The 26067-nt window shown below is 71.6% G+C and carries 24 protein-coding genes; 14 read left to right on the top strand and 10 right to left on the bottom strand.

Going from position 1 to position 26067, the window contains the following annotated elements:
* Window positions 1–100 precede the first annotated feature (100 nt).
* The 10 genes from ACZ7OY_RS11690 (at window position 101) to ACZ7OY_RS11645 (ending at window position 8938) form a co-directional block, all read left to right on the top strand.
* Complete coding sequence (locus ACZ7OY_RS11690) at window positions 101–1048, top strand: Rossmann-like and DUF2520 domain-containing protein (RefSeq protein ID WP_471911248.1); 948 nt, start codon at window positions 101–103, stop codon at window positions 1046–1048.
* Window positions 1045–2037, top strand: a complete 993-nt coding sequence (panC, locus tag ACZ7OY_RS11685) for a pantoate--beta-alanine ligase (protein ID WP_471911247.1) — start codon at window positions 1045–1047, stop codon at window positions 2035–2037. Before ACZ7OY_RS11690 ends, panC begins: the two co-directional genes overlap by 4 nt.
* Window positions 2034–3791, top strand: a complete 1758-nt coding sequence (locus ACZ7OY_RS11680) for an L-aspartate oxidase (RefSeq protein ID WP_471911246.1) — start codon at window positions 2034–2036, stop codon at window positions 3789–3791. The genes panC and ACZ7OY_RS11680 overlap by 4 nt, the downstream gene beginning before the upstream one ends.
* Window positions 3792–3796: 5 nt before the next feature.
* Entirely contained in the window at window positions 3797–4774 is a 978-nt protein-coding gene (gene nadC, locus ACZ7OY_RS11675; RefSeq protein WP_471911245.1) for a carboxylating nicotinate-nucleotide diphosphorylase, read from the top strand.
* A gap of 16 nt (window positions 4775–4790) precedes the next feature.
* A complete protein-coding gene (locus tag ACZ7OY_RS11670) occupies window positions 4791–5588 on the top strand; it encodes a type III pantothenate kinase (RefSeq protein WP_152887713.1) in 798 nt (265 codons plus the stop codon).
* 505 nt (window positions 5589–6093) lie between these two features.
* A complete protein-coding gene (locus ACZ7OY_RS11665; protein ID WP_471911665.1) occupies window positions 6094–6813 on the top strand; it encodes a hypothetical protein in 720 nt (239 codons plus the stop codon).
* 107 nt (window positions 6814–6920) lie between these two features.
* Window positions 6921–7103, top strand: coding sequence for a hypothetical protein (locus ACZ7OY_RS11660; protein ID WP_471911244.1), 183 nt, complete (start codon window positions 6921–6923; stop codon window positions 7101–7103).
* A gap of 221 nt (window positions 7104–7324) precedes the next feature.
* Window positions 7325–7801, top strand: coding sequence for a BlaI/MecI/CopY family transcriptional regulator (locus ACZ7OY_RS11655; protein ID WP_384731045.1), 477 nt, complete (start codon window positions 7325–7327; stop codon window positions 7799–7801).
* Between the two features lie 9 nt (window positions 7802–7810).
* Window positions 7811–8338 (top strand): amino-acid N-acetyltransferase, encoded by a 528-nt coding sequence (locus ACZ7OY_RS11650; RefSeq protein ID WP_471911243.1) that lies wholly within the window; start codon window positions 7811–7813, stop codon window positions 8336–8338.
* A 264-nt stretch (window positions 8339–8602) separates the two neighbouring features.
* Window positions 8603–8938: an Lsr2 dimerization domain-containing protein gene (locus ACZ7OY_RS11645; protein ID WP_162470015.1), complete on the top strand. Its 336-nt coding sequence runs from the start codon at window positions 8603–8605 to the stop codon at window positions 8936–8938.
* On the opposite strand, the gene ACZ7OY_RS11640 is transcribed toward ACZ7OY_RS11645, so the two are convergent.
* Window positions 8917–9519 (bottom strand): SCO3374 family protein, encoded by a 603-nt coding sequence (locus ACZ7OY_RS11640; protein ID WP_471911242.1) that lies wholly within the window; start codon window positions 9517–9519, stop codon window positions 8917–8919. The two genes, ACZ7OY_RS11645 and ACZ7OY_RS11640, sit on opposite strands and share 22 nt — an antisense overlap.
* Window positions 9520–9950: 431 nt before the next feature.
* Here ACZ7OY_RS11640 and ACZ7OY_RS11635 point away from each other — a divergent pair, with 431 nt between their 5' ends.
* Window positions 9951–12476, top strand: coding sequence for an ATP-dependent Clp protease ATP-binding subunit (locus ACZ7OY_RS11635; protein WP_351618069.1), 2526 nt, complete (start codon window positions 9951–9953; stop codon window positions 12474–12476).
* A gap of 140 nt (window positions 12477–12616) precedes the next feature.
* Here ACZ7OY_RS11635 and ACZ7OY_RS11630 read toward each other — a convergent pair whose 3' ends face one another.
* A complete protein-coding gene (locus ACZ7OY_RS11630) occupies window positions 12617–13261 on the bottom strand; it encodes an HAD family acid phosphatase (RefSeq protein WP_471911241.1) in 645 nt (214 codons plus the stop codon).
* A gap of 644 nt (window positions 13262–13905) precedes the next feature.
* Here ACZ7OY_RS11630 and ACZ7OY_RS11625 point away from each other — a divergent pair.
* On the top strand, window positions 13906–14499 hold the full coding sequence (locus ACZ7OY_RS11625) for a M23 family metallopeptidase (RefSeq protein WP_471911240.1): 594 nt from the start codon (window positions 13906–13908) through the stop codon (window positions 14497–14499).
* 35 nt (window positions 14500–14534) lie between these two features.
* On the opposite strand, the gene ACZ7OY_RS11620 is transcribed toward ACZ7OY_RS11625, so the two are convergent.
* On the bottom strand, window positions 14535–15122 hold the full coding sequence (locus ACZ7OY_RS11620; protein ID WP_351618060.1) for a TetR/AcrR family transcriptional regulator: 588 nt from the start codon (window positions 15120–15122) through the stop codon (window positions 14535–14537).
* A gap of 122 nt (window positions 15123–15244) precedes the next feature.
* Here ACZ7OY_RS11620 and ACZ7OY_RS11615 point away from each other — a divergent pair, with 122 nt between their 5' ends.
* A complete protein-coding gene (locus ACZ7OY_RS11615; protein ID WP_471911239.1) occupies window positions 15245–16828 on the top strand; it encodes an MDR family MFS transporter in 1584 nt (527 codons plus the stop codon).
* 618 nt (window positions 16829–17446) lie between these two features.
* On the opposite strand, the gene cseC is transcribed toward ACZ7OY_RS11615, so the two are convergent.
* The 5 genes from cseC to ACZ7OY_RS11590 form a co-directional block, all read right to left on the bottom strand.
* Window positions 17447–18808, bottom strand: coding sequence for a two-component system sensor histidine kinase CseC (gene cseC / locus ACZ7OY_RS11610; RefSeq protein ID WP_471911238.1), 1362 nt, complete (start codon window positions 18806–18808; stop codon window positions 17447–17449).
* A gap of 12 nt (window positions 18809–18820) precedes the next feature.
* Entirely contained in the window at window positions 18821–19522 is a 702-nt protein-coding gene (gene cseB / locus ACZ7OY_RS11605) for a two-component system response regulator CseB (protein ID WP_351607948.1), read from the bottom strand.
* A gap of 129 nt (window positions 19523–19651) precedes the next feature.
* Complete coding sequence (locus ACZ7OY_RS11600) at window positions 19652–20308, bottom strand: hypothetical protein (protein WP_471911237.1); 657 nt, start codon at window positions 20306–20308, stop codon at window positions 19652–19654.
* Window positions 20296–20835: a SigE family RNA polymerase sigma factor gene (locus ACZ7OY_RS11595; RefSeq protein ID WP_152895151.1), complete on the bottom strand. Its 540-nt coding sequence runs from the start codon at window positions 20833–20835 to the stop codon at window positions 20296–20298. The genes ACZ7OY_RS11600 and ACZ7OY_RS11595 overlap by 13 nt, the downstream gene beginning before the upstream one ends.
* Before the next feature lie 279 nt (window positions 20836–21114).
* Window positions 21115–22053, bottom strand: a complete 939-nt coding sequence (locus ACZ7OY_RS11590; protein ID WP_471911236.1) for an HhH-GPD family protein — start codon at window positions 22051–22053, stop codon at window positions 21115–21117.
* Between the two features lie 218 nt (window positions 22054–22271).
* Here ACZ7OY_RS11590 and ACZ7OY_RS11585 point away from each other — a divergent pair, with 218 nt between their 5' ends.
* A complete protein-coding gene (locus tag ACZ7OY_RS11585) occupies window positions 22272–23096 on the top strand; it encodes a hypothetical protein (RefSeq protein ID WP_471911235.1) in 825 nt (274 codons plus the stop codon).
* A gap of 168 nt (window positions 23097–23264) precedes the next feature.
* On the opposite strand, the gene disA is transcribed toward ACZ7OY_RS11585, so the two are convergent.
* Both disA and radA read right to left on the bottom strand, forming a co-directional pair.
* Entirely contained in the window at window positions 23265–24389 is a 1125-nt protein-coding gene (disA, locus tag ACZ7OY_RS11580) for a DNA integrity scanning diadenylate cyclase DisA (protein ID WP_384731072.1), read from the bottom strand.
* 92 nt (window positions 24390–24481) lie between these two features.
* Window positions 24482–25879 (bottom strand): DNA repair protein RadA, encoded by a 1398-nt coding sequence (gene radA / locus ACZ7OY_RS11575; protein ID WP_385525353.1) that lies wholly within the window; start codon window positions 25877–25879, stop codon window positions 24482–24484.
* Between the last annotated feature and the right edge of the window lie 188 nt (window positions 25880–26067).

Genomic DNA, 26067 nt, shown 5'->3' with positions numbered 1-26067 from the left:
ACAGCCTGTGGACAACCGGACCGGGGGAAGCCGATCGCGTTAACATGACGAGAAATCGTCCGGTACCCAGAGCGGACTGGAACGGGAAGGTCGCGGTCGCGTGAGTACAGTCCAACAGCCAGACCCCAGGGACCGCCCCGCGCGGCTCACCGTCGGCGTCGTCGGCGCCGGCCGGGTGGGCCCCGCGCTGGCCGCGTCCCTGGAGCTCGCCGGCCACCGCCCGGTGGCCGTCTCCGGGGTCTCCGACGCCTCCCGCAGGCGGGCCGCGCTGCTGCTGCCCGACGTGCCGGTCGTGCCGCCCGCAGAGGTCCTGCGCCGCGCCGAGCTGGTGCTGCTGACCGTCCCGGACGACACCCTGCCCGGCCTGGTGACGGGACTCGCCGAGACCGGCGCCGTGCGCCCGGGACAGCTGCTCGTGCACACCTCCGGACGGTACGGCGCGAAGGTGCTGGACCCCGCCCTGCGCGCGGGCGCCCTGCCGCTGGCCCTGCACCCCGCGATGACCTTCACCGGCACCCCCGTGGACGTGCAGCGGCTGGCCGGCTGCTCGTTCGGCGTCACCGCCCCCGGCGAGCTGCGACTGGCCGCCGAGGCCCTCGTCATCGAGATGGGCGGCGAACCGGAGTGGATCGCCGAGGAGAACCGGCCGCTCTACCACGCGGCCCTCGCACTCGGCGCCAACCACCTGGTCACCCTCGTCGCCCAGGCCATGGAACTGCTGCGCACGGCCGGCGTCGACGCGCCCGACCGGATGCTCGGCCCGCTGCTCGGCGCCGCCCTCGACAACGCCCTGCGCTCCGGTGACGCGGCGCTGACCGGCCCCGTCGCGCGCGGGGACGCGGGCACGGTCGCCGCGCACATCGGCCAGCTGCGCGAGCACGCCCCGGGGACCGTCGCCGGCTATCTGGCGATGGCCCGCGCGACCGCCGACCGGGCGCTCGCCCACGGACTGCTCAAGCCGGAACTCGCGGAGGACCTGCTCGGGGTACTCGCCGACGGGGCGGACCGCACCGACGGAACCCACGGCACCGAAGGAGCCGCCGGATGACCACCACCTTGCTGCGTACCGCGGGAGAGCTGCACGCACGCGTGCCCGCGGGCCGCCGAGCCGTCGCGATGACCATGGGCGCCCTGCACGAGGGGCACGCCACCCTGATCCGCACCGCGCGCGAGCTCGCCGGTCCGGACGGGGAGGTCGTGGTCACGGTCTTCGTCAACCCGTTGCAGTTCGGCGCGGGCGAGGACCTCGACCGCTACCCGCGCACCCTGGAGGCCGACCTCAAGCTCGCCGAGCAGGCGGGCGCCGACGTCGTCTTCGCCCCGTCCGTGGAAGAGGTCTACCCGGGCGGCGAACCGCAGGTCCGGATCGGCGCGGGCCCCATGGGCGAACGCCTGGAGGGCGCCACCCGCCCGGGCCACTTCGACGGCATGCTCACCGTGGTCGGCAAGCTGCTGCACCTCACCCGGCCCGACGTGGCGCTGTTCGGGCAGAAGGACGCCCAGCAGCTCGCCCTGGTCCGGCGCATGGTGCGGGACCTGAACTTCGGCATCGAGATCGTCGGTGTGCCGACCGTGCGCGAGGAGGACGGGCTGGCCCTGTCCAGCCGCAACCGCTACCTCTCGCCGGGGGAGCGGCACACCGCCCTCGCCCTGTCCCAGGCCCTGTTCGCGGGCCGCGACCGGCACGCGGCCCAGGAGGCGCTGCGCGCCCGGGCCCGTGCGACCCCCGTCACGCACGCCCGTGCCGAGGCGCTCAGCGCCATCGGGGAGTCCCGCGCGGCCGCCGACACCCACGCCGTCGCCAAGGCCGTGCCCGGCTGCGCGGCGGCCGTGCGCGCCGCCGCGCGGCTGGTGCTCGACGAGGCCGCCCGGCTGGACCCGCCGCTCGAACTGGACTACCTCGCGCTGGTCGACCCGTCCGACTTCACCGAGATCGACGACGACTTCACCGGCGAGGCCGTCCTCGCCGTGGCCGCCCGGGTCGGCACCACCAGGCTGATCGACAACCTTCCTCTCACCTTCGGAGCCGCCTCGTGACCAGCACAGGCATACGACTGCACGCGCCCGCGCCCGGGTGGTCCATCTCCGCGGACGTGGTGGTCGTCGGCTCCGGGGTGGCCGGCCTGACCGCGGCGCTGCGCTGCCAGGCCGCGGGCCTGACGACGGTCGTCGTCACCAAGGCACGGCTCGACGACGGCTCCACCCGCTGGGCGCAGGGCGGTATCGCCGCGGCCCTCGGTGAGGGCGACACCCCCGAGCAGCACCTGGACGACACGCTGGTCGCGGGCGCGGGCCTGTGCGACGAGGAGGCCGTACGGATCCTCGTCACCGAGGGCCCCGACGCCGTACGGCGGCTGATCGAGACCGGTGCCCACTTCGACGAGTCCGCCGAGGGCAGGCTGGAGCTCACCCGCGAGGGCGGCCACCACCGCCGCCGCATCGCGCACGCGGGCGGCGACGCGACCGGCGCCGAGATCTCCCGGGCGCTGGTCGAGGCGCTCCACGCGCGCGGACTGCGCGCGATCGAGAACGCGCTCGTGCTGGACCTGCTGACGGACGCCGACGGCCGCACGGCGGGCGTCACCCTGCACGTGATGGGCGAGGGTCAGCACGACGGCGTGGGCGCCGTGCACGCGCCCACCGTGGTCCTCGCCACCGGCGGCATGGGCCAGGTGTTCTCCGCGACCACCAACCCGTCCGTGTCCACCGGCGACGGCGTGGCGCTCGCCCTGCGGGCCGGCGCGGAGGTCTCCGACCTGGAGTTCGTGCAGTTCCACCCGACCGTGCTGTTCCTGGGCCCCGACGCCGAGGGCCAGCAGCCGCTGGTCTCCGAGGCGGTACGCGGCGAGGGCGCCCACCTGGTCGACGCCGACGGCGTGCGCTTCATGGTGGGTCAGCACGAGCTGGCCGAACTGGCGCCGCGCGACATCGTCGCCAAGGGCATCATGCGCCGGATGCAGGAGCAGGACGCCGAGCACATGTTCCTCGACGCCCGGCACTTCGGCGCCGAGATGTGGGAGCACCGCTTCCCGACGATCCTGGCCGCCTGCCGCGCCCACGGCATCGACCCGGTGCACGAGCCCATCCCGATCGCCCCGGCCGCCCACTACGCCTCCGGCGGGGTGCGCACCGACTCCCACGGCCGTACGACGGTGCCGGGCCTGTACGCCTGCGGCGAGGTCGCCTGCACCGGCGTGCACGGCGCCAACCGGCTCGCCTCCAACTCCCTGCTGGAGGGCCTGGTCTACGCCGAGCGCATCGTCGCCGACATCACGAACGGCCGGGTCCGCGACGGGCTGCACGCGCGCGTGCCCGCACCGGTCGCGCAGCCCGAGAAGCCGGCCCACCCGCTGCTCGCCCCCGAGGACCGGTTCGCGATCCAGCGGATCATGACCGAGGGCGCCGGTGTGCTGCGCTCCGCCGGCTCCCTCACCCGGGCCGCCGGACAGCTCCAGCGGCTGCACAGCGAGGCCCGCGACGCCCTCGACGAGAACGGCAAGACCGCCGAGCCCGGCGTCGACACCTGGGAGGCCACCAACCTCCTGTGCGTGGCCCGCGTCCTGGTCGCCGCGGCCGGGCAGCGCGAGGAGACCCGCGGCTGCCACTGGCGCGAGGACCACGCCGACCGCGACGACAGCGCCTGGCGGCGCCATATCGTCGTACGGCTGAATCCGGACCGCTCGCTGGCCGTGCACACCACGGACACCGCAGACTTCCCCCCGACCCTCCCCTTCGCCGCCGGCCCCGCCGGGGCGGCGGGGACCGCCACGCACCGTCCCCAGGAGCAGTGACAGCAGTGAGTACCTCCGACCTTCCCCTCGCCTCGTCCGACGGCTGCGGCGACGGCTGTGCCTGCGGCGCGGACTCCGGCGAGGAATACCTGGAGTGCGGGCTCGACCCCGCGCTCGCGCAGCTCCTGACCGAGGCGGGTCTCGACCCGCTGGAGGTCGAGGACATCGCCAATGTCGCCATCCAGGAGGACCTGGACAACGGCGTGGACGTGACGACGGTCGCGACCATCCCCGAGGACGCCGTGGCCACCGCCGACTTCACCGCGCGCGAGGCCGGTGTCGTGGCCGGGCTCAGGGTCGCCGAGGCGGTGATCTCGGTCGTCTGCACGGACGAGTTCGAGGTCGAGCGGCACGTGGAGGACGGCGAGCGGGTCCAGGCCGGGCAGAAGCTCCTGTCGGTCACCACGCGCACGCGCGACCTGCTGACCGCCGAGCGCAGCGCGCTCAACCTGCTGTGCCGGCTGTCCGGCATCGCGACCGCCACGCGCGCGTGGGCGGACGCGCTGGAGGGCACCAAGGCGAAGGTCCGCGACACCCGCAAGACGACGCCGGGCCTGCGCTCGCTGGAGAAGTTCGCGGTGCGCTGCGGCGGCGGCGTGAACCACCGGATGTCGCTGTCCGACGCGGCCCTGGTCAAGGACAACCACGTGGTCGCCGCGGGCGGCGTCGCCCAGGCCTTCGCGGCCGTGCGCGAGGCCTTCCCCGACGTACCGGTCGAGGTCGAGGTCGACACCCTGCACCAGCTGCGCGAGGTGGTGGAGGCGGGCGCCGACCTGATCCTGCTGGACAACTTCACGCCGGAGCAGTGCGCGGAGGCGGCCGGGATCGTCCGCGAGCGCGCGCTGCTGGAGGCGTCGGGCCGGCTGACCCTGGAGAACGCCAAGACCTACGCCGACACCGGCGTGGACTTCCTGGCGGTCGGGGCGCTGACCCACTCCTCGCCGATCCTGGACATCGGTCTGGATCTGCGAGCGGCGGAGTAGGGAGCGGGGACCGGCCATGCTGCTGACGATCGACGTAGGCAACACGCACACGGTGCTCGGCCTGTTCGACGGCGAGGACATCGTCGAGCACTGGCGGATCTCCACGGACGCCCGTCGCACCGCGGACGAACTCGCGGTGCTCCTCCAGGGGCTGATGGGCATGCACCCGCTCCTGGGGGAGGAGCTGGGCGACGGCATCGACGGGATCGCCATCTGCGCGACCGTGCCGTCCGTGCTGCACGAGCTGCGCGAGGTCACCCGCCGGTACTACGGCGACGTGCCCGCGGTGCTGGTGGAGCCCGGGGTGAAGACCGGCGTGCCGATCCTCACCGACAACCCCAAGGAGGTCGGCGCCGACCGCATCATCAACGCGGTGGCGGCCGTCGAGCTGTACGGCGGTCCGGCGATCGTCGTCGACTTCGGCACGGCGACGACGTTCGACGCGGTCAGCGCGCGCGGGGAGTACGTGGGCGGGGTCATCGCGCCCGGGATCGAGATCTCGGTCGAGGCGCTGGGCGTCAAGGGCGCCCAGCTGCGCAAGATCGAGGTCGCCCGGCCGCGCAGCGTGATCGGCAAGAACACGGTCGAGGCGATGCAGGCCGGGATCGTGTACGGGTTCGCCGGCCAGGTCGACGGCGTCGTCAGCCGGATGGCCCGGGAGCTGGCGGACGACCCGGACGAGGTGACGGTGATCGCCACCGGCGGGTTGGCGCCGATGGTGCTGGGCGAGGCGTCCGTGATCGACGAGCACGAGCCGTGGCTGACCCTCATCGGCCTGCGCATGGTCTACGAACGAAACGTGTCCCGCCTCTGAGGCGACACGAGCGACACGACAGAGCCGGGACGTTCCAACCCGTGGAGCGCCCGGCTCTGTCGTGTCGTCGTGGTCCGGCGTGTGCCGGTGGCACGGACGTCCGCGGGCCCGGGCGCCCGGCGCGTCCGCGGACGGTGGTGCGGAGCGGTCCGGCGGTCGTACGGGGCGGTCCGGCGGTCGTACGGGGCGACGCCGGACGGGCCGTCACGCCCGCCCGGGACCGTGCCGATCACGGTCGGGCGCGGTCGGGTACGGGCGGTGGCCTGGTGCGGGCGTCGGACGGGCGGCGCGGTCCGGGCCGGGCGGTGGTGCGGGGATGCGTCGGACAGGTGTGGCGCGGTCGGCCGGGCAGCGTGCCGATCACGGCCGGGCAGCGCGGCGCCGATCACGGTCGGGTGGCGGCCAGCCGGGTGGACGCGCGCGCCACGCCCATCCGCTATGCGGAATTTGTCTGATTAGCGCGTACCGTCGCTCCATGCCCACGCCATACGGATCCCGCGGCGGCATGGCGTTCGGCGTGGAGGAGCTGCGCGTGCTCCGCCGCGCTCTCGCCCTCGCCCTGAACCCCGCCCCCGCCTCGGCCGAGGACGTCCAGGACTGCCTACGCGTCGCCGAGTCCCTAGACGAGGCGATGCGCGAGGGCGCCAGGCTGCGCGCCTTCCTGGTGGCCGACCTCGCCCGGTACCGCGCCGCCCTGCCCGGCACCGCGAGCGGCTATCTCGCGCTCCTGGAGGAGGCGCTGGGCGCCGGGTACCGCCCCGACCCGGACGACCTCGCCGCGCTCCGGGCGCTGCGGGGCGGCCCCGTCGCCGCCGCCCTCCTCGACCGCTGCCGCACGCTCGCGGAGCAGGACGTGCGCGCCCGGCTCGCCCGCAGCGCCTCCCGGCGGGCCCCGGCGGGCGCCCAGGCGTCCGCGGCCGGCCCCTCGGCCATCTCGTCCACCCCGACCGTCCCCGCCTCCCGTACCCGCCTTCTGGCGCTCCCCGGGGGCCTTTCCGGCGGTTCCGCCGGCGGCCTCGGCGCCGATGTCCGCACGGTCGCCGAGGAGTCGGCCGACAAGCCCCGGAAGGAGCCCGCCGTGAAGCCCGCACCCGCCCGCCCCGGTTCCGCCCCGCAGGAGCCCGCTCCGGCCCGCCGCCCGATCCCCACCCCGGGCGAGGTCTTCCCGCGCCGCAAACCGGCCTCGCCGTCCGGGAGCCCGTCCGAGCGGCTCGCCGTGGGCTGACCGGACCCCGGGGCCGCGGGGCGGGGCCGGCGCCCACCCGCCCCCGCCCCGGCCGGTCGGCGTCCCCCGCCCCCTGCGCGGCGTTCCGGCGTGGCTACCCTGGGGGCATGGACTACGTCTCCGCGCTCGTGCCCCCGGTCGTGATGGCCGCGTTCTTCATCGGTCTCATCAGGGTGATCGTGAAGACCCAGGGCGGAGCCAACAAGGCCAAGGAGGACGCCGCCGTCGACGCGGCCCTCGCGCGCGCCGAGAGCGCCCGCCAGGCCACCTCCGTGCAGTCCGAGGCCTGACGGAACCCGGGCCGCGGGGCCGTGGAGCCCCGCATCCCGCCCCCCCGCACCCCGAGCACCGGCGCCTGTCGGCGCACGACGCTGCCCGCGCGGCCAGGACCCCACCCCGTCCTGCCCGGCGCGGGCATTTTAGCCGTCGTGCGCCCTTTTTGTTCGCGTTTGCAGCTTAAAGTGCACGTCCGGCACGCCATTGCCTGGATCTCCCACTATTGTTCTGAGCTGTGCCTCGCCCATTGGGAGAACTCGAAGACGCGGTCATGACGCGGGTGTGGAAGTGGAACCGCCCGGTCACCGTTCGGGAAGTCCTGGAAGACCTACAGCGGGAACGGACCATCGCCTACACCACGGTGATGACCGTTTTGGACAATCTCCATCAGAAGGGCTGGGTGCGCCGGGAGGCGGAAGGCCGGGCCTATAGATATGAGGCGGTCTCCACCCGTGCCGCCTACGCGGCCGCGCTGATGAACGACGCCTGGGCGCAGAGCGACAACGCCGCCGCCGCTCTCGTCGCCTTCTTCGGCATGATGAGCGACGAACAGCGGCAGGCCCTGTCGGACGCCATGCGCATCGTCCAGGTACCGGAAACGCCCGAGCCCGGCCGGACCCCCGATACGGCCGGCGATGCCGGTGATACGGACGCGCCCGATACGTCGTCGCGGGAGAACCCCGGCTCGGCGGCGAAGGGCGGCGGGCGATAGCGTCCGCTCATGTCAGAGAGCCCCGAAGTCGCTAAAACCATCACCGTCCGGCGGGCCCGGACCGGCGATGTCCCGGCCGTGCGCCGACTCCTTGACGCGTACGCCCGGGACGGCATCCTGCTCGACAAAGCGATGGTGACGCTTTACGAGGACATCCAGGAGTTCTGGGTCGCCGAACGGGACGACAACGCCGAGGTGGTCGGCTGCGGCGCGCTGCACGTCATGTGGGAAGACCTCGCGGAAGTGCGCACCCTCGCGGTGAAGCCCGGCCTCAAGGGCCACGGCGTCGGCCACCGGCTGCTGGGGAAGTTGCTGGACACGGCCCGTCGGCTCGGCGTTCGCCGGGTTTTCTGTCTGACCTTCGAAGTGGACTTCTTCGTCAGGCACGGCTTCGTGGAGATCGGGGAGACGCCGGTCGACGCCGATGTGTACGCGGAACTCATGCGCTCCTATGACGAGGGCGTCGCGGAGTTCCTCGGTCTCGAACGAGTGAAACCGAACACCTTGGGCAACAGCCGGATGCTTCTGCATCTGTGATCGCCGGGCATCGCGAGGTTCCTCAAGGCATATTCCGCCGGGGCACAAGCGGACAACCCAACGGACGCTGCCCAGGTTCCCTATGTCCGAAACGCGCATGTTTCCGGCACGGGAGCGGCCCTTGGGTCTCTGCCGGGGGTTTGTGTTTTTCCCGCAAAAGCGGTTTGCTTTCCGACGTACTGCAGTAGTGGATATAACAAGGGGCGGTGAAACGGCGGACGCCGCAGACCCCCGGCCCTCACGTTTTCGATGAAAGGAAATCCGGTGGCACAGAAGGTTCAGGTCCTTCTTGTCGACGACCTCGACGGCGGCGAGGCGGACGAGACCGTGACGTTCGCGCTGGACGGCAAGACGTACGAGATCGATCTCACGACCGTCAATGCGGACAAGCTGCGCAGCCTTCTCGACCCCTATGTGAAGGGTGGTCGGCGTACCGGAGGCCGCGCTTCTGGTGGACGTGGAAAGGCGCGCGCCGCTTCCGGTGGCAGCCAGGACACCGCGCAGATCCGCGCCTGGGCCAAGGAGAACGGTTTCGAGGTCAACGACCGCGGCCGTGTTCCCGCGATGATCCGCGAGGCCTACGAGAAGGCCAACGGCTGAACGCCCGCGCGCCGCAGCCTGGCACGGTGGCACTGCGTGGCCACCGTGTCCACGAGGCGTGCGAGATCGGGGGCGCCCCCACCGCCCCCCACGGCGGACAGCGTCGGCAGCGACGCCTCGATCTCGCGTCCCGGCGCGGGGGGCCGCAACCACACCGCGGCCCCCTGAAGAGGCCGGCAGCCGTCCGGGGAGAACTGCGGGCCGCCGGTCGGCCCAGGGCCGGGCGGTAGCGGCGCCTCGGTGTGTCCGCCCGCGCCGAGCGCCACCAGATCCGGCGCCAGCGCCCCCCACTCCAGCCAGTCCAGGAGTCCCGGCAGCTCCTCCGCGCTGCCGACGGCCGTCAGCAGCCGCATCCGGTCGCCTTTCAGAGCCACCGGAGAGTCCGGCGCCAGGTGCCTCAGGGCCCCCAGACCCGCCTCGGCGGGTACGTCGAGGACGTCGAAGCGCAGGCCCGTGACCAGCCGTACCGGCTCTCCGGGCACGGTCGTCCACCCCAGCGCGTTCTCGTACCAGTGCCGCGTCCGGCCGTCCGGCGCCGGGAGCGGACGGGAAAGGGGCGCCGCGGTGACTGAGCCAACCATGCCAAGTGCAACCGTCCCAAAACCCCCCGAGTTACGCTGGGTGCACCGATGGCTGCACAGCGTGAGAATTCGAGGGGGCGTACGGGGGTGCGCACAGGCGCGAGGTTGTTCGCCCGTAGCGGAGGGAATCGGTGCGCGCGGCATGGAGTGTCCGCTCCCACGGGTAAGACATCCCTAGTGGGAGGGGGCGACACGCAGGAAAGGCCGTCTCACGTTCGCCATCGGCGTACTGCTGGTGAGGGTAACTGCCTGGCCTGCGGGAACATCGTCTCGCACCATCGGGTTGGAGCAGATGTCGGCGTTCGGGGTCAGGAGGCCAAGGACGGTGTCGGCAGTTGGAATGAGCGGTCCCCGCTCGCGGGACTAAGCTGCGGAAGGACAGGGAGGGGAAGTTCCCCCCACTGCCTGACCGCTCTGAGGAGCGATTAACGATGTTCGAGAGGTTCACCGACCGCGCGCGGCGGGTTGTCGTCCTGGCTCAGGAAGAAGCCCGGATGCTCAACCACAACTACATCGGCACCGAGCACATCCTCCTGGGCCTGATCCACGAGGGTGAGGGTGTCGCCGCCAAGGCCCTTGAGAGCCTCGGGATTTCGCTCGAGGCGGTCCGCCAGCAGGTGGAGGAGATCATCGGCCAGGGCCAGCAGGCCCCGTCCGGGCACATCCCCTTCACCCCTCGTGCCAAGAAGGTCCTGGAGCTGTCGCTCCGCGAGGCTCTTCAGCTCGGCCACAACTACATCGGCACGGAGCACATCCTGCTCGGCCTGATCCGCGAGGGCGAGGGCGTCGCCGCCCAGGTCCTGGTCAAGCTGGGTGCCGATCTCAACCGTGTCCGCCAGCAGGTCATCCAGCTGCTGTCGGGCTACCAGGGCAAGGAGACCGCCACCGCCGGCGGGCCTGCCGAGGGCACTCCCTCGACGTCCCTGGTCCTCGACCAGTTCGGCCGGAACCTCACCCAGGCCGCTCGTGAGTCCAAGCTCGACCCGGTCATCGGGCGCGAGAAGGAGATCGAGCGGGTCATGCAGGTGCTGTCCCGCCGTACCAAGAACAACCCGGTGCTGATCGGTGAGCCCGGCGTCGGCAAGACCGCCGTCGTCGAGGGCCTCGCCCAGGCCATCGTCAAGGGCGAGGTGCCCGAGACCCTCAAGGACAAGCACCTCTACACCCTCGACCTCGGTGCCCTGGTCGCCGGTTCCCGCTACCGCGGTGACTTCGAGGAGCGCCTGAAGAAGGTCCTCAAGGAGATCCGCACCCGCGGCGACATCATCCTGTTCATCGACGAGCTGCACACGCTGGTCGGAGCCGGCGCGGCCGAAGGCGCCATCGACGCGGCTTCGATCCTCAAGCCGATGCTGGCCCGTGGTGAGCTCCAGACCATCGGTGCGACCACGCTGGACGAGTACCGCAAGCACCTGGAGAAGGACGCGGCCCTGGAGCGCCGCTTCCAGCCCATCCAGGTCGCGGAGCCGTCCCTGCCGCACACGATCGAGATCCTCAAGGGTCTGCGCGACCGCTACGAGGCGCACCACCGCGTGTCCATCACGGACGAGGCGCTGGTCCAGGCCGCCACCCTGGCCGACCGGTACATCTCGGACCGCTTCCTGCCGGACAAGGCCATCGACCTGATCGACGAGGCCGGCTCCCGGATGCGTATCCGCCGGATGACCGCGCCGCCGGACCTGCGCGAGTTCGACGAGAAGATCGCCGGTGTCCGCCGGGACAAGGAGTCCGCGATCGACTCGCAGGACTTCGAGAAGGCCGCCTCCCTGCGCGACAAGGAGAAGCAGCTCCTCGCCGCGAAGGCCAAGCGGGAGAAGGAGTGGAAGGCCGGCGACATGGACGTCGTCGCCGAGGTCGACGGCGAGCTGATCGCCGAGGTCCTCGCGACCGCCACCGGCATCCCGGTCTTCAAGCTGACCGAGGAGGAGTCGTCCCGCCTGCTGCGCATGGAGGACGAGCTCCACAAGCGGGTCATCGGCCAGGTCGACGCCGTCAAGGCGCTGTCGAAGGCGATCCGCCGTACGCGTGCCGGTCTGAAGGACCCCAAGCGTCCCGGTGGCTCGTTCATCTTCGCCGGCCCCTCCGGTGTCGGTAAGACCGAGCTGTCCAAGGCCCTCGCCGAGTTCCTCTTCGGTGACGAGGACGCGCTGATCTCCCTCGACATGTCGGAGTTCAGCGAGAAGCACACGGTCTCGCGCCTGTTCGGTTCGCCCCCCGGCTACGTGGGCTACGAAGAGGGCGGCCAGCTGACCGAGAAGGTCCGCCGCAAGCCGTTCTCCGTCGTCCTCTTCGACGAGGTCGAGAAGGCCCACCCGGACATCTTCAACTCGCTGCTGCAGATCCTGGAGGACGGTCGGCTGACCGACTCCCAGGGCCGGGTCGTGGACTTCAAGAACACGGTCATCATCATGACGACCAACCTCGGCACCCGGGACATCTCCAAGGGCTTCAACCTGGGCTTCGCGGCCTCGGGCGACACGAAGACCAACTACGAGCGCATGAAGAACAAGGTCTCGGACGAGCTCAAGCAGCACTTCCGCCCCGAGTTCCTCAACCGCGTCGACGACGTGGTCGTCTTCCCGCAGCTCACCCAGGCGGACATCCTGCGGATCGTCGACCTGATGGTCGGCAAGGTGGACGAGCGCCTGAAGGACCGGGACATGGGCATCGAGCTCTCCCAGTCCGCGAAGGAGCTGCTGTCCAAGAAGGGCTACGACCCCGTGCTGGGCGCCCGGCCGCTGCGCCGCACCATCCAGCGCGAGATCGAGGACACGCTCTCGGAGAAGATCCTCTTCGGCGAGCTGCGTCCCGGTCACATCGTGGTCGTGGATACCGAGGGCGAGGGCGACTCCGCGACCTTCACCTTCCGCGGTGAGGAGAAGTCGGCGCTGCCCGACGTCCCGCCGATCGAGCAGGCGGCCGGCGGTGCCGGACCGAACCTGAGCAAGGACGCGTAAGCCCCAGGGCGACGCCAGAAGGGGGCCGGTGCTGGAAAGCACCGGCCCCCTTCCGCATGTCCGGGAGCGGCCGAGGCCAGGCCCTGGGCAGGCCTTGAGCAGGCCTTGGCAAGGCCTGGGGCAGGCCCTGGGGGCCTGTCCTAGGACAGCTGCCCGTCGTAGTCCGGCAGCTTGTACGTCTTCTCGGCGTGGCCGCCCGAGAGGTCGGTGGCGCTGTTGCCGATGTTCGCGATGATCGTGTAGCCCTTCGACTCGATGTCGACGCGCTGGGCGGTCTTGTAGGCGGCGACGTCCTTGAAGAGGTCGAACAGCCCGCGCACGTAGAGACCGGAGACCTCGTAGCCGTCGTGCTCGAGGTTGTACTCGGTGGGCAGGTAGATGATCCCCGGCCGGGCGGTGACGAAGAAGACGGAGACGCCGTGCGCCTGGGCGTACCGGGCGACCGCCAGGACCGGGGCGTTGGCCGGCTGCGGGTAGCTGAAGCCGAAGTCGGTCTCCAGGGCGGTGTTGTCGATGTCGAGCACGATGGCGGGCTTCTCGCCGGGCCCGGCGGCGGCGATGCGCTGCCGAAGGTACGGCAGGGCCTGGTCCATCACGGCCTGGCAGTCCCGCTGCCAGGTCGCGTAGTCGGTCTTCGCGGCGGCGGCCGAGGCGGTGCCGCTCGTCGTGGCGGCCGAGGCGGTGCCGCTCGTCGTGGCGGCCTCGGCGGGGGCGGCCATCGCCACCAGGGCGGCCGCGGAGACGGCGGCGGCCGATATACGGCGGGTCCAGGAGCCTGTGTTCATGCGTGGGGGGTCCTCTCACATCCGTGCACTGCCGGGATCATGGGCATGATCGTGGGTGAGGGTGGCGCGAGGGGAACCGTAGGGTTACCGGGTAGTAGGCGTACAGAGATGTGCGTCACAAAGCGGCGGGAAACGCGCTCAGTTGAGACGTGAGCGGCCACGGCACCCGTAAGTCGGTCCCGCGGGATGCGATCTGGCGGTCCGTCAGCGTTCCGGCGGCTCGACGAGGCGGTGTCGGACGTCAATGCGGCGCGTGTGGCGGCCGGTTCGCGCACCCGCTCCCGGAGGTCCCGGTGCGGGCTTTCGCGGCGTAGCCCGCGTCACATTTGCGGGCCCCCTGATCTCGTCGCCCGGTGACAAGCGGCACAGGCGATTTGTTCCCTACTATCCCGGTTAGTGAAACCGCAGATAATGACAAATCGGACATTCGCCCCCAAGTCCTCGCGCTCTTTCCCGTGGCCTCGGTGTTGTCGTACCGAATGGGCGTTGTGTCAAGAAGTGTGCATTTTGGTGTTTATTTACTACCTCTCGTCGTAGATCACACGTTTGAGTGCAGATGAGCCCACGGGTTACCAAGGTGTGGCCACTCCGGCGAACGTCTGTCCGCCGGGTGGCGATCCTGTCCCCGAAGTCGTGAGGTTCCTATGTCGCAGCGTGTCCAGTCCCGTAACGCCCGTACGTCCCTGCTCCGCAACCGCGTCGCCGTTCTGGGGGCGGGCCTGGGGATGTCGGTCACGCTGGGAGCCGGGGTCGCGGCCGCCGCGCCCGCCACCGCGCCGGCCGCGGCCAAGCCCGCCGCCAAGTCGGTCGCGCCGGGGAGCGTGTGGGTCAAGCCGGTGAAGTACTACGCGCTGAGCGCCACCTTCAACCAGGCCGGCGGCATGTGGGCGCACAAGCACTCGGGCCAGGACTTCGCCGTGCCGAGCGGCACCAACGTCGTCGCCGCGTCCGGTGGAACGGTCGTCAAGGCCGGTGGCAGGGGTGCCGGTGACGGCTCGGCCTACGGCAACGCCATCGTCATCAAGCACGCCAACGGCCTGTACTCGCAGTACGCCCACCTGTCCCGCGTCGACGTGCGCATAGGTCAGTACGTCGGGGCCGGTCAGCACATCGCCCTGTCGGGCAACACCGGCAACTCCAGTGGCCCGCACCTGCACTTCGAGATCCGTACGACCCCGAACTACGGTTCGGCGGTCAACCCGGTCGCCTTCCTGCGCGCCAAGGGCGTGCTGGTCTGACCGACCGGGTCACGATCCGCCGGACGGGCCCTGGGTCAGGAGCCCCGGTGAGCTTGCGTCACTTGATCGATGGCGACCTCCAGGACGGCCTTGCGCTTGTCCTCGGGGTCGCCTTCGAGGTCCTGCATGACGAACATGCCGGCGTGCAGCGTGAACAGGGCGCTGAGGCAGCGGACCTGATCGACCAGTGCCGCGTCCGGGTCCATGATGATGTCGCGCAGGCCGCGCATCCGGTCCTTGAACGTGTCGCCGATGCGCAGTTCCCGTACCGTCGCCTGGTTCTCCTGCATGAAGCGGAACAGCGGTGACGCGTCTATGAGGGCCTGGTGGTAGCGCCGTACGATCTCCTGCTTGGTCTCCAGGGTGTGCGGCTGCCCCTTGCCCCACTCGATCAGTTCCCCGATGGGCCGCGTCAGGTCCTCGAAGATGCTGACCAGGATCTCTTCCTTGGTCTTGAAGTGGTAGTAGAGGGCGGCCTTGGTGACGTCCAGGCCCTCGGCGATCTCGCGCAGCGAGGTCTTCTCGTACCCCTGCTCGGCGAACAGTTCGAGTGCGACGTCCTGGATGCGCTGGCGCGTGTTCCCGCGGCGCTGCTGCTTGGTGCCGTCCATGATGCCGCCCATCCTCGTACTCCTCGCGCTCCCAGGAAACTTACTTGACGACCGGCTAGTTACGGGTCTATCTTGCCCAGTGTAGTCAACTAGCCGGTCGGCAAGTAAGTACTTGGCCCGGGGGAGTGGGAATGATGGCGGACACACAGGCGGTCGACGCGGTCGACACGGACGAAGAGAAACAGCCCAGGAGCGTGCGGGTGGTCCTGCTCGCGCTGATGCTCACGATGATGCTGGCGATGCTCGACAACATGATCGTCGGCACGGCCATGCCGACGATCGTCGGTGAGCTCGGCGGCCTGGAGCACCTCTCCTGGGTCGTGACGGCGTACACCCTCGCCACCGCGGCCTCCACCCCGATCTGGGGCAAGCTCGGCGACATGTACGGCCGCAAGGGCGCCTTCATGTCGTCGATCGTGATCTTCCTGATCGGCTCCGCGCTGAGCGGCATGGCCCAGGACATGGGCCAGCTCATCGGCTTCCGGGCCGTCCAGGGTCTGGGCGCCGGCGGTCTCATGGTCGGCGTCATGGCGATCATCGGTGACCTGATCCCGCCCCGCGAGCGCGGAAAGTACCAGGGCATGATGGCCGGCATCATGGCGCTGGCGATGATCGGCGGTCCGCTGATCGGCGGCACCATCACCGACAACTGGGGCTGGCGCTGGTCCTTCTACATCAACCTGCCGCTGGGCGCGGTCGCGCTCACCGCGATCAGCATCGTCCTGCATCTGCCGAAGAAGCGCTCCAAGACGCGCATCGACTATCTGGGTGCCGCGCTGCTGACCATCGGCATCACCTCCATCGTCCTCGTCACCACCTGGGGCGGCACGGAGTACGACTGGACATCCCCGCAGATCATGGAGCTCATCGGCCTCGGTGTCGCCGCGCTGGTCGGGTTCTTGTTCTGGCAGACCAAGGCGGCCGAGCCGATCGTGCCGCTGCACATCTTCCGCAGCCTTAACTTCACCCTGATGTCGGTCATCGGCTTCATCACCGGCTTCGCCATGTTCGGTGCCACGCTCTTCCTGCCGCTGTACCAGCAGGCGGTGCAGGGTGCCTCCGCGACCAACTCCGGTCTGCTGCTGCTGCCCATGCTGGGCGCGATGCTCGTGACGTCGATGGTCGCCGGCCGGGTCACCACCAACACCGGTCGCTACAAGATCTTCCCCATCGTCGGCGGTGTGCTGATGGTGATCGGTCTCTACCTGCTGTCGACGATGGACACGGACACCACCCGGTTCATCTCCGGTGTCTACATGGCCGTCCTCGGCCTGGGCATGGGCTGCCTGATGCAGGTCACCATGCTGGTGGCGCAGAACAGCGTGGAGATGAAGGACATGGGCGTCGCGTCCTCCACCACCACCCTGCTGCGCACGCTCGGTTCGTCGTTCGGTGTCGCGATCATGGGCGCGCTGTTCAACCACCGGGTCCAGGACGTCATGGCCGAGCGGGCCGGCGCGCTGGGCGCGAAGATCACCGAGCAGTCCGCGCAGCTCGACGCGGCGAGCCTGGCCAAGCTGCCGGCGGCGGCGCGCGAGGCCTACCAGCACGCGGTGTCGGCCGGTACGCACTCCGCCTTCGTCCTCGGCGCGGCGGTGGCCGTGATCGTGGTGGTGGCGTCGGTGTTCGTCAAGGAGGTCGCGCTCAAGGGATCGGGGCCGAAGCAGGACGGCGCCGAGGGCGACGCGGCGATGGCCGCGATGGCCGAGTCCGTCTGATCCACCGGTCGACGGAGCGGGTCCGGTCCGTTCGGCCGGCCGCGCTCCTCCGATCCAATCGATCCACTCGCTCCACTCGATCCGCCCCGTGCGTTCGGTTCGCCGGATGCGGCGGATGCGGCGGATCGGGCAGTCGACCGAAGGCCCCCGGCTGGTGTCCGCCCCGGGGGCCTTCGGCTGTGCCGTCGCACCGTTCGCCGCTCACGGTCCTGGCGCCGGGCGGCGGCTCAGGGTTCCGGCGTCGGGCGGCCGCGCACCGTCCTGCCCGGGTGGCGCCGCGTACGGCTCCCGCCGGTGGCCGTCGGACGACGCCGGGAGGAACCCGCCAGGGGCCGCAGGGACGGTGCCGGGAGGACCCCGCCAGAAGGGGCCCAGGGACAGCGCCGGGCGGATCCCCAAGGGCCGCAGGGACGGTCCTGGGCGGGACACCCAGGGCCCCGGCCCCCAGGGACGGCCGCAGGCGGATCCCCAGGCCCCCGGGGACGTCCGTAGGCGGATCCCAGGCCCCCGGGGAGGGCCGTGGGCGGATCCCCAGGCCCCCGGGGACGGCCGTGGGCGGATCCCAGGCCCCCGGGGAGGGCCGTGGGCGGATCCCGGGGCCGTAGGGCCGCCCCGGCGCTACTGTCCGGTCGGCAGCATCGGGTGGCTTCCGGTGTTCGTCGGCGCGTGTTCCGGCAGCCACAGGACGGCGACCGCGCCCTCGGCCGGGATGTGCTCGGGTGCCCCGGCCGGGCGGACGTTACGGAAGGTCAGGCGGGCACCCAGCACCCGGGCCTGGCCGGCCGCGATCGTCAGGCCGAGCCCGTGGCCGCGCCCCGAGCGGTCGCTGCTGCCCGTGCGGAACCGGCTCGGCCCTTCGACGAGCAGGTTCTCGGGGAAGCCGGGGCCGTGGTCGCGGACCCGGATCACCCGGCCCTCGACGGTGACCTCGACCGGCGGCCTGCCGTGCCGGGCGGCATTGGCCAGCAGGTTGAACAGCACCCGTTCCAGGCGCCGCGGGTCGGTGGTGACCTCCGACTCGTGCACCACCCGCACCTCGACACCGGGGTCCTTCGCCGCCACCCGCCGGGACACGAAGTCGCCCAGCAGGATGTCCTGCAACTCGGCCCGCTCCGAGGCGCCGTCCAGCCGGGCCACCTCCAGCACGTCCTCGACCAGCGTGCGCATCGCCTTCGCCCGGTCCAGCACGAGTTCCGTCGGCCGGCCCGGCGGCAGCAGTTCGGCCGCTGTCAGCAGCCCGGTCACCGGGGTGCGCAGCTCGTGCGCGATGTCCGCGGTGACCCGTCGCTCCGCCTCCAGACGCTGCTGGAGGGCGTCCGCCATCGCGTCGACCGCGTGCGCCAGGTCGTCCGTCTCGTCCTGCACGACCCCGCCGATGGCGTCGCGCACCCGTACGTCCGGCTCGCCCCTGGCGACCTCGTTGGCCGCGGCGGCCGCCTTGCGCAGCCGGCGCGACAGCTGACCGCCGATGAGCACGCCGAGCGCGCTTCCGCCGAGGACCACCGCGATCGAACCGATCACCAGAGCCTGGTCGAGATCCTTGAGGATGTCCGTGCTGCGGTCGGTGAAACCGGTGTGCAGCGACAGCACATGCCCGTTCTTGACCGGCACGGCCGCCCAGATGTCCGGCTCCCCGCCAGCGCTGTCGGACACGAAGGTCGCCCGGCGCCCCTCGGCCACCTTCTCCCGCAGCTCCGCCGGCAGGTCCATGTCGTCGATCTTGATGTTGGGGAAGTTGAGCCGCCCGGACGCCTCGTAACCGCGCTGGGCGATCAGCACCCGTTCGTCGGCGAGGTCGCGCGCGTTGTCCAGCATCGAGACCCGGGCGGCGTTGTGCACGACCACGCTGAGCGCGAGCGCCACCAGCGCGCCGACCAGCGCGATGGCCGCGCTCAGCTTCCACCGCAGCCCCGTACGGATGCCCGGGTGCCTGTCGCCGAACGAGCGCAGACGTCCGAGGATCCCCCGTGTGACCTGCATGAATCGCCCCGCTCAGGCCTTCAGCTTGTAACCGAAACCGCGGACTGTCTCGATGCGGTCCTGACCGATCTTGGTACGCAGCCGCTGCACATGGACGTCGACCACGCGGGTGTCCCCGCCCCACCCGTAGTCCCACACGCGCTCCAGGAGCTTGTCGCGCGAGAGCACCGTGCCCGGCGCCGAGGAGAACTCCAGCAGCAGCCGCATCTCGGTCGGGGTGAGGGCCACCGGCTGTCCGGCGCGGCGCACCTCCATGCCCTCGGTGTCGATCTCCAGTTCGCCGAAGGCCAGCACCCCGCCGGCGGCGGCAGCGGCCTCGCCCGCGCGGTCGGCCCCGCCGGCGTGACCGAAGCGGCGCAGCACGGCACGGATGCGGGCCACCAGCACGGCGCCGTCGAACGGCTTGGTCACATAGTCGTCGGCGCCGGCCTCCAGGCCGAGGACGACGTCGATGGCGTCGGCGCGCGCCGACAGCATGATCACGGGAACCGTGGACTCGTCCCGGATGCGCCGGCACAGGCTGACGCCGTCCAGGCCGGGCACCATGACGTCCAGCAGCGCGATGTCGGGGCGGTTCGCGCGGAACGCCTCCAGGCCCGACAGCCCGTCGGGCATCGCGGTGACCACGAAGCCGTCCCGCTCCAGCGCGAGTTGGGTGGCCTCGCGGATGACGTCGTCGTCCTCGACGAACAGCACGTGGGTCTGGTCTGCCATCCCGGTGTTCTCAGTCCTTCCGGCGGTCGGTGCGGTGGTCGGTCGGGTCGGTCGGATCGGGCGGGCCGTTCGGGCCCGGGGTCATCCCGCGCCGCGGCCGGTCCGTGCCCGGCTCGGCCGTGCCCCGGGTCATCTGCGGTCGGGCGCCGGGGTCGGCGCCGTGCCCGCGGCGTTGCTGTAGTCGTTGTACGACCGGTACTCCTCGGTGAAGCGGTCCGCGGACCAGCGGTACGTGATCACGTCCTCCCCGGACGGACTCGAGACCGGGTCGTCCTTGCCGTACACCTGCTTGGTCACCACCAGGTCGCCGCGGTCGATCTCCGCGTAGGCCGGGGGCTCCTCGACCTTGAACACGTCCGTGTACCGGCCGTCCTGCTCGCGATACACGTAGGAGCCGAGACCGATCGTGTCGGCGCAGGTCAGCACGTTCACGACGATGTCGCTCGACGACCCTCCGGTCAGGTCGCCGTAGGAGACGTCCACCGGGTAGTCGTCGCCGGCACACGGCTTCAGCCCCCGCTTGACCTCGGCGGAGACCTGCGGGTCGGCCTTGACGAGTTGCACCACGTCCACCCGGGCCGGGGTGCCGGAGGGCGAGGCCGCGAGGGAGGGGACGGCGCCCGGCACGGTGTCGGAGTGGGCCGGTCCCTCGTCACGGGCGCCGGTGCCGCCGGTGGCGCAGCCGGCGGCGAAAAGCCCGAGGGCGGTGATCACGAACATCGCCGTGAACACCGCCTGGAAGGTTCCGCGGGCCGCTGTGGGCCCGGTGCCGGTCAGGCCGCGCAACGCTCCTGCTCCTCACGCTCCAGCGCGCGTGCGTCCAGATCACGGCTCTCCAGCTCCTCGCGGAGCCGGGCGAGCGCCCGGTGCAGCGTGCTCTTGACCGTTCCGGCCGACATGCCCAGGGCAGCGGCCGTCTCCTCCGTGGACATCTGCTCCCAGTGTCGCAGCACGACGACGCTGCGCTGCTTCGGGGCGAGCACCTTCAGGGCGTCCATCAGCAGGGCACGGTCGGCGTGCTGCTCGGTGGAGTCGTCGATGCAGGCGTCCGGCAGCTGCTCGGTCGGCACCTCTTCGAGCTTGCGCGCCCGCCACCACTCGGTGCGTGTGTTGATCATGACCCGGCGCAGGTAGGCGTCGGCCAGCCGCTTGTCCGCGATGCCCTCCCAGCGGCCGTACGTCCGCGCCAGCGCCGTCTGGAGGAGGTCCTGGGCGTCGACCGGGTCCGGGACCAGCCGGCGCGCACTGCGCAGCAGCGCGTCCTGCCGGGTGCGGACGTACTCCTCGAATTCGAGCACCTCGCCCTGCGCCATGATCGACCGCCTCCGTTCCCCGTTTTACTCCGGCCCGTGTCCGTCGTCCCCGTGTTGGTGCCGGGCACGCAGACGAAGCTACGGAGGTGTTGTCACGAGGCTGTGCGAAGCAGCCTGCGGGGAGCCCTCGGCTGTCCGTCGGTTGTGTAACGGAAGTAGGTCCGGGGTAAGGGGGCGAGGTGAATCATGCTGATATGGGGGATTTGGGTGTCGTCGAAGCTAGGTGCGGTCCTGGAGTCGGCTGTGAAGAAGCCCGCCTTCCTGTGAGGTGACCATGCGTCAGGTCAGCGGCAGCCGGTACCGGCCGCCCGGCAGCGGCTCCACCAGACCGTCCGCGACGAGCCCGTCCAGGGCGCGGGCGCGCTGCACCGGCTCGTGCCACACCCGGTCGAGCGCGGCCTGCGGGACCGGGGTGTGGGCCTCGCGCAGGACGGCCAGCAGCTTGCCGCGGACCTGCCGGTCCGTGCCCGCGTACGTCTGACCGCGGCGCGGCGGTCCCTCGTGCTCCGGCTTCCCGGCCAGCCGCCAGGCGCACTGGCCGGCGATCGGGCAGCGGTGGCAGGCCTCGCTCTTCGCCGTGCACACCAGCGCGCCGAGCTCCATGGACGCGGCCGCCCAGCGTGCCGCGGTCCGCTCCTCCTCGGGCAGCAGGGCGCGGGCCAGCTTGCGTTCGGCGGCGGTGGTCGCGTTCGGCGGATACCGCACGCCGGTCACGGCACGGGCGAAGACCCGGCGGACATTGGTGTCCAGCACGGCGTGGCGTCGGCCGTACGCGAACGACGCGACGGCGGCGGCCGTGTACTCGCCGATCCCGGGCAGGGCGAGCAGCTGGGCGTGGTCGGACGGTACGTCGCCGCCGTGCCGGTCCGTTATGGCGACCGCGGCGCCGTGCAGGCGCAGGGCGCGGCGCGGGTAACCGAGCCGGCCCCAGGCGCGCACGGCCTCGCCGGGGGCCTCCGCGGCGAGGTCGGCGGGGCGTGGCCAGCGGGCCATCCACTGCTCGTAGACCGGCAGGACACGGTTCACCGGCGTCTGCTGGAGCATGAACTCGCTCACCATCACGCCCCAGGGGCCGGCCTCCGGGTGCCGCCAGGGCAGGTCGCGGGCGTGGGCGTCGAACCAGGTGATGACGGGTGTGTGCAGATGCGTCCCGTCGACCGGGCTGCCGGAGGAACCGGGGGCCGGGACGGTGTGCGGGGGTTTCGTGGGCGCAGTCATGGCATTTCCGATCCTGCCACGGGTCGGCCGGGCGTGGTTCGAGGCTGGCCCGGCGCAGGGGCCGTCCGGTGGCCTCTGTGGCCGCCTCGCCGGTGACCGGGCCGACCGCATCGGAAAACGGACCGGAACCTCTGTTTCCGGAATGATGATCCGGAAAAGTTGAGGATCGGCGGCGGGTGGGGCCAGCTAACGCGGGGATCTCTCGTAAAGTTTGCGCCGTGGGATCTCTGCGCAATCCGATCGGGCCACTTCCCTCCACCATCTACTGGCGCCGGAGGGCCGTAATGCTGTCCGTGGTCGCCCTGTTGGCGCTACTGGTGACATGGATCGTCACCTCGGGCGGCGGGGGCGCCAAGCATGACGCCGACGGTTCGAACGGCAAGAATCCCGTCTCCTCGATCACTCCCGGGCCGTCCGGTTCCGGGCCGGCGATAAGTCAAGCCCCGGGCGGACGCGACGAGTCGAGCGGCGGCGCCACCGGCAGCCCCTCCGACTCGGGCTCGGCGTCCGGCTCGGCCTCCGGTGCGGACTCCGGTGCGGGCGGCTCCGACGGATCCGCGGGCGGCGACGACTCCGCTTCCTCCGGGGGCGGTTCGGGCGGCGGTGGCGGTACGGGCGCCCTGCCAGCCGGCTCCCCGCTGCCCAACTGCACCGCCAGCGTGATCACGTTGACGCTGAACAGCGTCCGCAACACCTACACGCCGGACCAGGCGCCCGCCTTCCGGCTGACCGCTAAGAATTCCTCCGCCAACGACTGCAAGGTCGATCTCGGGCCGCAGAACACGGTGTTGACGATCACTCAGACCGGCAGCGGGAGCGCGTACTGGGCGTCCGACGACTGCCCCGGGGACTCCGCGAGCCTGTTCTACCGGGTGCCGGCGGGCAGCAGTGCCACGTACACCGTGCAGTGGGACCGCAGGCCGAGCGCCCCCAAGTGCGCGACGCCTCCGGCCGGTTCGGCGGGGCCGGGCACGTATCTGGTGGAGGCGAAGGCCCCGGGCTTCCCGAAGAAGCAGACGTCGTTCGTCCTGTCGGCGGACTGAGCCCGCTGCCGGCGGACCGGGCCCTGCGCCCGCTGCCGGCGGACCGGGCCCTGCGCCACCGCTGTCGGCGGACCGAGCCCGCTGTCGGGGCGGGGCGGCACCGCGGCGGGCGGCGCCGGGGGCGGTCTGCCCGCCGGGTTTCTGTGGGGCGGGCGCTGCGGACAGGGCTCAGACGTAGCGTTCCAGGATCGACGACTCCGCCAGCCGCGACAGGCCCTCGCGGACACTGCGGGCCCGCGCCTCGCCCACGCCGTCGACCGTCTGGAGGTCGTCCACGCTGGCGGCGAGCAGCTTCTGCAGTCCGCCGAAGTGCTCGACCAGGCGGTCGATGATGGCGCCCGGCAGCCGCGGCACCTTGGCCAGCAGGCGGAAGCCACGCGGGGACACCGCGGAGTCGAGCGTCTCGGGAGAGCCGGTGTAGCCCAGCGCCTTCGCCACCGTGGACAGTTCGAGCAGTTCGGCGTGGCTGAGGGCGTCGAGCTCGGCGAGCGCCTCGTCGACCGTGCGGGAACGCTTGGCGGTGGGCTCGGGCACGTAGTCCCGGACGACGAGTTCCCGCTCGGGTTCCACGCCCGCGATCAACTCGTCGAGCTGGAGGGCGAGAAGACGGCCGTCCGTGCCCAGCTCGACGACGTACTCGGCGATCTCGGTGGCGATGCGCCGCACCATCTCCAGGCGCTGCGAGACCGCCGAGACATCGCGGACGGTGACCAGGTCCTCGATCTCCAGCGCCGACAGCGTGCCCGCGACCTCGTCGAGGCGGAGCTTGTAGCGCTCCAGGGTCGCCAGGGCCTGGTTGGCGCGGGACAGGATCGCCGCCGAGTCCTCCAGGACACGGCGCTGGCCGTCCACGTACAGGGCGATCAGCCGCATGGACTGGGAGACCGAGACCACCGGGAAGCCGACCTGCTTGGAGACCCGGTCCGCCGTGCGGTGCCGGGTGCCGGTCTCCTCGGTGGGGATCGTGGGGTCGGGCAGCAGCTGCACGCCCGCGCGCAGGATCTTCGACAGGTCCGACGACAGCACGATGCCGCCGTCCAGCTTGCACAGCTCACGCAGCCGCGTGGCGGTGAACTCGACATCCAGCACGAAACCGCCCGTGCACATCGACTCGACGGTCTTGTCGGACCCGAGCACGATGAGCCCGCCGGTGTTGCCCCGCAGAACCCGCTCCAGACCGTCGCGCAGGGCCGTACCGGGCGCCACAGCACTCAGCGAGGCGCGCATCCGGCCCTCGATGCCGGAACTCCCGCCGGACTTCCCGGGAGCTGCTCCCCGGTCGTTGGCTGCCACTGCACTCCTCCGGTCGCAGGTTCTGGGCGCTCCCGTTTCGCGCACTCTTTTCGTACGGACGGGCGAGACCAGGGCAAAGTCTACCGGCGGTCCTACTCCTCCCGTGGGGCCTCTCGGCGACGCGAGCGCGGCAGGACCCGCAGCGCGTCCCCCACGTCGGCGACTTCCAGGACCTTCATACCGGGAGGGATCTTGCCCGGGTCGCCCGGCACGAGCGCGTGCGTGAAGCCCAGCCGGTGGGCCTCGGCGAGCCGGCGCTGCACGCCCGTGACCCGTCTGACCTCGCCCGCGAGGCCCACCTCGCCGATCGCGACGAGGTTCTTGGGCAGCGGGGTGTCGCTCGCCGCCGAGGCGAGCGCGAGCGCGACGGCCAGGTCCGCGGCCGGCTCCGAGAGCTTCACCCCGCCCACCGTCGCGCAGTAGATGTCCCGCTTGCCGAGGGCGCTGATCCGGCCGCGCTGCTCCAGGACGGCGAGCATCATCGAGACGCGGGAGGTCTCCAGGCCCGAGGTCGTGCGGCGCGGGGAGGGGATCTGCGAGTCGACGGTGAGCGCCTGGACCTCGGCCACCAGGGGACGGCGGCCCTCCAGGGTGACCGTCAGACAGGTCCCGGGGACCGGTTCGTCACGCCGGGTCAGGAAGAGCCCGCTCGGGTCGGTGAGGCCGATGATGCCCTCGTCGTGCAGTTCGAAGCAGCCGACCTCGTCCGTCGCGCCGTACCGGTTCTTGACGCCGCGCACCAGGCGCAGGCGCGCGTGCCGGTCGCCCTCGAAGTGGAGCACGACGTCCACCAGGTGCTCCAGCAGGCGGGGGCCGGCGATCGCCCCGTCCTTGGTGACGTGTCCCACCAGCAGGGTCGACATCCCGCGCTCCTTGGAGGCCCGGATCAGGGCTCCCGCGACCTCGCGCACCTGCGCCATGCCGCCGGGGGCGCCGTCGATCTCCGGCGAGGCCACCGTCTGGACGGAGTCCAGGATCAGCAGCGAAGGCTTCACCGCGTCCAGATGGCCGAGCACGGCGGAGAGGTCGGTCTCGGCGGCGAGATACAGATGGTCGTCGAGGGCCTTGATGCGGTCGGCGCGCAGCCGGACCTGGCTCGCCGACTCCTCGCCCGTGATGTAGAGCGTGCGGTGCTCGTCACTGGCCGACTTCGCCGCGACATCGAGCAGCAGGGTGGACTTGCCCACGCCGGGCTCGCCCGCCAGGAGCACCACCGCGCCGGGCACGAGTCCGCCGCCCAGGACCCGGTCCAGTTCGGGCACCCCGGTGCTCCGGGCGGTGGCCTGCCGGCTGTCGACCTGTCCGATGGGCACCGCGGAGGTGGTGACCCGGCCCGGTGCCGTCGTACGGACCGCGGGTGCGCCGTACTCCTCGACCGTCCCCCACGCCTGGCACTCGGCGCAGCGGCCGAGCCACTTGGCCGTCTGCCAGCCGCACTCCGTGCAGCGGAAGGACGGGCGGTCCTTGGTGGTCTTCGTACGGGCAGCCATGGACGAAACCGTAGCCGTAGGCACCGACAACGCGACCGCGCCCACCCGAATTCGGCCCGCACCCGGCCCGCACCCGCCGTGCAGCAGGCCCGCACCCGCCCGCCGGGCACCCGGCCCGGCGCACCCCCGGCGCACCCCCGGCGCACCCGGGCACGCAGCCACGCAGGCGCTGCGCGCCGCGCCCGTCC

It is taken from the genome of Streptomyces sp. NPDC107559, assembly GCF_055657365.1.
Note: the sequence above shows the minus strand (reverse complement) of the source record. Positions and strands in the feature narration are given on the sequence as shown.

Coding starts and splice junctions, on each gene's coding strand:
- ACZ7OY_RS11665 (WP_471911665.1), top strand. CDS start 6,094: ATGGCGTTCGGCGTGGAGGAGCTGCGCGTGCTCCGCCGCGCTCTCGCC.
- ACZ7OY_RS11615 (WP_471911239.1), top strand. CDS start 15,245: ATGGCGGACACACAGGCGGTCGACGCGGTCGACACGGACGAAGAGAAA.
- ACZ7OY_RS11595 (WP_152895151.1), bottom strand. CDS start 20,835: ATGGCGCAGGGCGAGGTGCTCGAATTCGAGGAGTACGTCCGCACCCGG.
- panC (WP_471911247.1), top strand. CDS start 1,045: ATGACCACCACCTTGCTGCGTACCGCGGGAGAGCTGCACGCACGCGTG.
- cseB (WP_351607948.1), bottom strand. CDS start 19,522: ATGGCAGACCAGACCCACGTGCTGTTCGTCGAGGACGACGACGTCATC.
- ACZ7OY_RS11590 (WP_471911236.1), bottom strand. CDS start 22,053: ATGACTGCGCCCACGAAACCCCCGCACACCGTCCCGGCCCCCGGTTCC.
- ACZ7OY_RS11650 (WP_471911243.1), top strand. CDS start 7,811: ATGTCAGAGAGCCCCGAAGTCGCTAAAACCATCACCGTCCGGCGGGCC.
- ACZ7OY_RS11635 (WP_351618069.1), top strand. CDS start 9,951: ATGTTCGAGAGGTTCACCGACCGCGCGCGGCGGGTTGTCGTCCTGGCT.
- radA (WP_385525353.1), bottom strand. CDS start 25,879: ATGGCTGCCCGTACGAAGACCACCAAGGACCGCCCGTCCTTCCGCTGC.
- cseC (WP_471911238.1), bottom strand. CDS start 18,808: ATGCAGGTCACACGGGGGATCCTCGGACGTCTGCGCTCGTTCGGCGAC.
- ACZ7OY_RS11620 (WP_351618060.1), bottom strand. CDS start 15,122: ATGGGCGGCATCATGGACGGCACCAAGCAGCAGCGCCGCGGGAACACG.
- ACZ7OY_RS11625 (WP_471911240.1), top strand. CDS start 13,906: ATGTCGCAGCGTGTCCAGTCCCGTAACGCCCGTACGTCCCTGCTCCGC.
- ACZ7OY_RS11630 (WP_471911241.1), bottom strand. CDS start 13,261: ATGAACACAGGCTCCTGGACCCGCCGTATATCGGCCGCCGCCGTCTCC.
- ACZ7OY_RS11670 (WP_152887713.1), top strand. CDS start 4,791: ATGCTGCTGACGATCGACGTAGGCAACACGCACACGGTGCTCGGCCTG.
- ACZ7OY_RS11660 (WP_471911244.1), top strand. CDS start 6,921: ATGGACTACGTCTCCGCGCTCGTGCCCCCGGTCGTGATGGCCGCGTTC.
- ACZ7OY_RS11640 (WP_471911242.1), bottom strand. CDS start 9,519: ATGGTTGGCTCAGTCACCGCGGCGCCCCTTTCCCGTCCGCTCCCGGCG.